4 protein-coding genes are annotated in these 5,604 nt (G+C 73.0%); all 4 read right to left on the reverse strand.

Annotated features, from left to right (window positions below; all coding sequences use genetic code 11):
- Nucleotides 1–40 precede the first annotated feature (40 nt).
- On the reverse strand, nt 41–700 hold the full coding sequence (locus UWG_RS0124745) for a hypothetical protein (protein WP_193386480.1): 660 nt from the start codon (nt 698–700) through the stop codon (nt 41–43).
- Nucleotides 701–1,139: 439 nt separating this feature from the next.
- Nucleotides 1,140–1,655, reverse strand: a complete 516-nt coding sequence (locus UWG_RS0124750; protein WP_193386481.1) for a GNAT family N-acetyltransferase — start codon at nt 1,653–1,655, stop codon at nt 1,140–1,142.
- A gap of 31 nt (nt 1,656–1,686) precedes the next feature.
- Nucleotides 1,687–3,234, reverse strand: coding sequence for a signal recognition particle protein (ffh, locus tag UWG_RS0124755; protein ID WP_016909885.1), 1,548 nt, complete (start codon nt 3,232–3,234; stop codon nt 1,687–1,689).
- 103 nt (nt 3,235–3,337) lie between these two features.
- Nucleotides 3,338–5,604 (reverse strand): [protein-PII] uridylyltransferase (locus tag UWG_RS0124760; protein WP_016909886.1); only part of this gene is annotated, 2,267 nt, incomplete at its 5' end.

Here is a 5,604-nt window from a genome sequence, read left to right on the forward strand (position 1 = left end):
CCGGAGGGCGGCTCCCGCGGGCGGACGGCGGCCGCCGTCCTCAGCCGACGGCGGCCACGGGCTCCGGCGCGCTCGGCTCGGCGGGGATACGGAACGGCTTGCCGCACGCTCCGCACATGATCGGCGCCTGCGCCAGCACCGAGGGGACGACCCGGACGTTCCGCCCGCAGTCGCAGACGGCCTTGACGCGCACGCCCCCGCCCGAGGAGCCGTGCCGGGCTGCGGGGCCGCGGAAGCTTCTGCCGGTGTCGGACGTCGTCGCCGCGCTGTACGCCTTCAGCGCGCGCTGGAGGCGCTCCGTCGTCGGGCGGTAGCGGCGTCTGGTCTCCGGGGTGAGGATCACCAGCGAGAAGCCGCTGCTGGGGTGCGGCTCCTCGGGATGGTCCAGTCCCAACTCCTCGGCGATGCCCAGGAATCGGCGGTTGTGGTAGCGGCCGGCCCGCGAGGTGTCGCGGACTCCGCGCGCGGCGGCGATGCCGTGCACGGCCTCGTGGAGCAGCCGTTCGAAGGAGAGCCCCGTGCCGCAGGCGGACGAGGACTCACCGATCAGCGATTCGGGCGCGGCCAGATCCGGCAGCTCGGGGTGGTGCCGTTGAATGTCGGCCCAGGCGGCTGCCAGTTCGGCGGCGAGTACTGGTGGTGTCGTGCTCACGTCGTTCTTAACGAGTCGGAGTGCCCCGGTGTTCCGATTCCGGGCCATCCCAAATATTTTGCACGTACCAGTCAGTTCTCGCTGATGGGGCCGGACGAGGGCGCCTGCGAAGAACTGCGGAGGACTCGTACACCTGTCGCATGCCGGGACGTATCGGCGGAGAGGCCGTGTGCGATGGCTCGCCCACTGGGACGTTCCGCGCGGCCTGTCGGCTCCACTCGGCCGGTGCTGCGTGGGTGTGCGGCACGTGCCTGCGGCATGAGTCCCTTGCGGCTCGGACTGGACGCCGGTCTTTGAGCTGTCCCTGTCGAGTGAGCGTACCTCGGAGATCGCTTCCCGTACCGAAGAGGCCGAGAGCGTCCGCATATGCCCCTTCGCGGCCGGCACCAACCGCAATCTCCGTTGCGCAGCCGTCTGTTGCCCGTGACGAAGGCCCGGTGCGACGAGCGCGTGCGCGACGGCGAGGCAGTCGGACTCCGCGCCGGGGTCAGCCCCTCGGCCACTCCTCGGCGGTGAGTGCGAAACGCTCGTGGTCGCGCCAGTCGTCGTTGATGTAGAGCATCCGCGGCGAGAAGCCCTCGTGGCGGAAGCCGAGGCGGCGGGCGAGCGCGAGGGAGCGCTCGTTCTCCGGCTGCACGTTGATCTCCAGCCGGTGGAGGCCGAGCCCCTCGGGGGTCGGCGCGAAGCAGCGGTCGACGATGAGGCGGAGGCCCTCGGTCATGCGGCCGGTCCCCGCGTACGGGAGGTAACTGTCGTAGCCGAGGGAGGCGTTGCGGAACCTGCCGCGGGCGATGTTCGCCACGTTCACCCGCCCGACCAGGCCGTCGTCGCCGCCGTCGAAGATCAGGAAGCTGCGGAGCAGCGGGCCCTGGCGGCGCAGCAGGTCCGGGAGGCCGTCCGGCTCCACCGGGTTCCACGGGGTGAGGTGGTCGGCGGAGCGCAGGACGGCCTCGCTGTACGCCCGTTCGTCCTCGGGCTGCGGCGGGCGGATGTAGACATGCATGCCCACATCATCGTCCTCACACGGACAAGGCTCACTTGGGGGGCAGCATGTCCTTGAACTCCTTGGGGAGTTCGAACCCGCCCGGGCCCTGGCCGGGTCCCGGGATGCCGAAGGCGCTGCCCTGCTCCCCCGACTTGCGATCGGCCTCGGCCTGCTCCTGCTGCTTGCGCTTCATCGGGTTGCCCGACTGGCGCTTGCCCTTCGCCTTCTTCTGCTGCTTCGCCTTCTTCTTCGCGGCACCGCCCGGCGCCCCCGGCATACCGGGCATGCCGCCGCCCTGGGCCATCTTCGACATCATCTTCCGCGCCTCGAAGAACCGCTCGATCAGGTTCTTCACGGCGCTGACGTCGACGCCCGAACCGCGCGCGATGCGCGCCCTGCGCGACCCGTTGATGAGCGTGGGCTCGGCGCGCTCCCCCGGCGTCATGGACTTGATGATGGCAGCGGTGCGATCGACGTCCCGCTCGTCGAGGTCGTTGATCTGCTCCTTCATCTGACCCATGCCGGGCATCATCCCGAGGAGCTTGGAGATGGAGCCCATCTTCCTGACCTGTTCCATCTGGGCCAGGAAGTCGTCGAGCGTGAACTCCTTGGGGCCCTTCGCCAGCTTGGCCGCCATCTTCTCGGCCTCTTGCTGGCTGAAGGTCTCCTCGGCCTTCTCGATCAGCGTGAGCATGTCGCCCATGCCGAGGATGCGCGACGCCATCCGGTCCGGGTGGAAGGCGTCGAAGTCGTCGAGCTTCTCGCCGTTGGAGGCGAACATGATCTGCTTGCCCGTGACGTGCGCCACCGAGAGGGCGGCACCGCCGCGGGCGTCGCCGTCGAGCTTGGAGAGGACGACGCCGTCGAAGCCGACACCGTCGCGGAACGCCTCGGCCGTCGAGACCGCGTCCTGACCGATCATCGCGTCGACGACGAAGAGGACCTCGTCGGGGCTGACCGCGTCGCGGATGTCCGCGGCCTGCTGCATCAGCTCCTCGTCGATGCCGAGGCGGCCCGCGGTGTCGACGATGACGACGTCGTGCTGCTTCTCCTTGGCGTGCGTGACCGAGTCCTTGGCGACCTCGATCGGGTCCCCCACGCCGTTGCCGGGCTCCGGCGCGAAGACGGCGACACCGGCGCGCTCGGCGACGACGGAGAGCTGGTTGACCGCGTTGGGGCGCTGGAGGTCGGCGGCGACGAGGAGCGGCGTGTGGCCCTGCTTCTGGAGCCAGCGGCCGAGCTTGCCCGCGAGGGTGGTCTTGCCCGCGCCCTGGAGGCCGGCGAGCATGATCACCGTCGGCGGGTTCTTCGCGAAGCGGAGACGCCGTGTCTCGCCGCCGAGGACGCCGATGAGCTCCTCGTTGACGATCTTGATGACCTGCTGGGCCGGGTTGAGCGCCTGGGAGACCTCGGCGCCGAGCGCCCGCTCCTTGACCTGCTTGATGAAGGCGCGGACCACGGGCAGCGCGACGTCCGCCTCCAGGAGCGCGACCCGGATCTCGCGCGCCGTGGCGTCGATGTCCGCCTCGGACAGGCGGCCCTTGCCCCGGAGGTTCTTGAAGGTCGCTGCGAGGCGATCGGAAAGAGTGTCGAACACGGCGGTCGCGGGTCCTTCGCGTTGGCGGTCAAGTGGCAGTCGACCCCCAAGGGTATCCGCCTCGCGGGGTTGCGGTCAGCGCCGGGTTTGGGACGGGCCCCGACTACGGCCGCGCCAGCGTTTCCCGGAGCGCGGCGGCGAGCGCGGCGGCGTCGGAGAGCGGCGCTCCCCGCCCGTCCGTCAGGTAGAAGGCGTCCACCGCGTTGGCGCCGAAGGTGCTGATGTGCGCGCTGCGGACTCGTACCCCCGCGTCCTCCAGCCCCTTGCCGATCCGGTGGAGCAGCCCTGGGGTGTCCTGCGCCCTGACCTCCAGGACGGTGGCGAGTTCGGAGCCGTCGCACGGCACCGTCACCACCGGCGGCGGCGCCGGCGCCTTTCGCTTCCGTCCGTACGCCGCCTCGCGCTCCGCGAGGCGTGCGGTGATGTCGAGAGCGCCGCGGAGCGCGCGCCGGAGGTCGGAGCGGAGCCGGTCGGCCTGCGGGAGCGAACCGTACTCGGCGGCGACCCGCCAGGTGAGCAGCAGCACGGGCCTCCTGTCCGCGGCGAGCTCGCCCGGCAGCTCGACGGTGCGCAGGTCGGCGGCGCGCACCGTGAGCCGGTGGAGCGCCAGCACGCCGGCCGCGCACGGCAGCACGCCCGGCTGCTCGGGGACCGCGAGGAGCAACTCGACGCCGACGGGCTCGGGTTCGGGCTCCTGCCCGTCGGCGTCCGCCGTGTGCGCAGGGTGTTCCCTCCGAGCGCGGAGCGCGAGTACGGGGCCGTCGGTGCGCCGTGCCTCCGCGGCCAACCGCTCGGCCTCCGCCGTCGGACGGAAGGCTGCGGGCCGCGGTGCTGGCTCGCCGGCGAGCTGCGCGTCGGTCCGCTCGACGAGGTCCCGGACGAGCGCGGCGCGCCAGGCGGACCAGGCCGCGGGCCCTGTCGCGCGCGCGTCGGCCTCGGTGAGCGCGTGCAGGAGCTCCAGCGTGCCTCTGGCACCCACGGCGTGGGCGACGCCCCGGACCGTGGCGGGGTCGTCGAGGTCGCGCCGGGTCGCCGTCTCGACGAGCAGCAGATGGCGGCGGACGAGGAGGGCGACGGTCGCTGCCTCCGCCTCGGCGAAGCCGATCCGCAGTGCGAGCCGCTCGGCGATCTCCGCGCCCTCGGCGGAGTGGTCGCCCGGGAGCCCTTTGCCGATGTCGTGGAGGAGCGCGGCGACGAGCAGGAGGTCGGGACGGTGGACCCGGCGGGTGAGCGCGGAGGCACGGACGGCCGTCTCCACGAGGTGCCGGTCGACGGTGAAGAGGTGCACGGGGTTGTGCTGCGGCCGGCACCGCACCTGCTCCCAGTCGGGGAGGAGTTCGGGGATCAGCCCTTCCGCTTCCAGCGCCTCCCAGACCGGCACCGTCGCGACGCCGGCGCCGAGCAGGGTGACGAACTCCTCGCGGGCCTCCGGCGGCCACGGCACCGGCAGCTTGCGCACCGCGGGCGCGAGCCGGCGCACCGACGCGGACGCGAGCGGGAGCCCGGACTTCGCGGCGGCCGAGGCCGCGCGGAGCGCGAGCACCGGGTCACGCTCGGGGCGTACGCCGCGCGTGAGCACGGCCTCCCCCTCGTGCTCGACGACGCCCTCGGCGAGCGGCGTCCGCTCCGGTGGGCCCGTGCGCCCCGCACCGCCCAACAGGCCGTGCAGGGCCGGCCGTTGCGTACGGGACCGCAGCACGCGGCCGATCTCGCGCCACGTCACCTCGCTCGCACAGGAGACGCGCCGCGCGGACTCGTGGACGCGGCGCAGCAGCGCGTCCGCGTCGGCGAGGTCGAGGTCGGCGGCGACCCGCGGCTGGTCCTGCTGCGCGAGGCGGTCGGTGGCGCGGCCGGTGGCGAGGTGGAGCGCGTCGCGTACGTCGAGGAGGGCGGTGTGGGCGGCGGCGAGTCCCTCGCGCGGGGCGTCTGCGAGCCAGGAGGCGGCGACGGCGCGGAGCGCGGTGACGTCGCGGAGGCCGCCGCGCGCCTCTTTCAGGTCGGGTTCGAGGAGGTGCCCGAGATCGCCGTGGCGGCGTGCGCGCTCCTCGTCCAGCTCCCTCAACTGCGGGAGCCTGTCGGCGGCTTGGGCACGCCACTGCGCCAGCACCGCGACCCGCGTCGACGCGGTGAGCTGCGCGTCGCCCGCGAGGTGGCGCGCGTCGAGGAGACCGAGCTGCACCCTGAGGTCGTCGGCCGCGACAGCCCGGACCTGTGCGGGGGTGCGCACCGAGTGGTCGAGGGCGAGGCCGAGGTCCCAGACGGGGTACCAGACGCGGTCGGCGAGTGCGGCGAGGCGTGGCTTGTCCAGGGTGCCGTCGTGGAGGAGGAGCAGGTCGAGGTCGCTCCCGGGCGACAGCTCGCCGCGCCCGT

The sequence above is a fragment of the Streptomyces xiaopingdaonensis genome (assembly GCF_000262345.1).
In the GTDB taxonomy this organism is placed as follows: Bacteria; Actinomycetota; Actinomycetes; order Streptomycetales; family Streptomycetaceae; genus Streptomyces; species Streptomyces xiaopingdaonensis.

What these genes read in the sequence shown, in the direction of transcription:
- UWG_RS0124745 (WP_193386480.1), bottom strand. Translation starts at nt 700, where the DNA reads ATGGCCCGGAATCGGAACACCGGGGCACTCCGACTCGTTAAGAACGAC.
- UWG_RS0124750 (WP_193386481.1), bottom strand. Translation starts at nt 1,655, where the DNA reads ATGCATGTCTACATCCGCCCGCCGCAGCCCGAGGACGAACGGGCGTAC.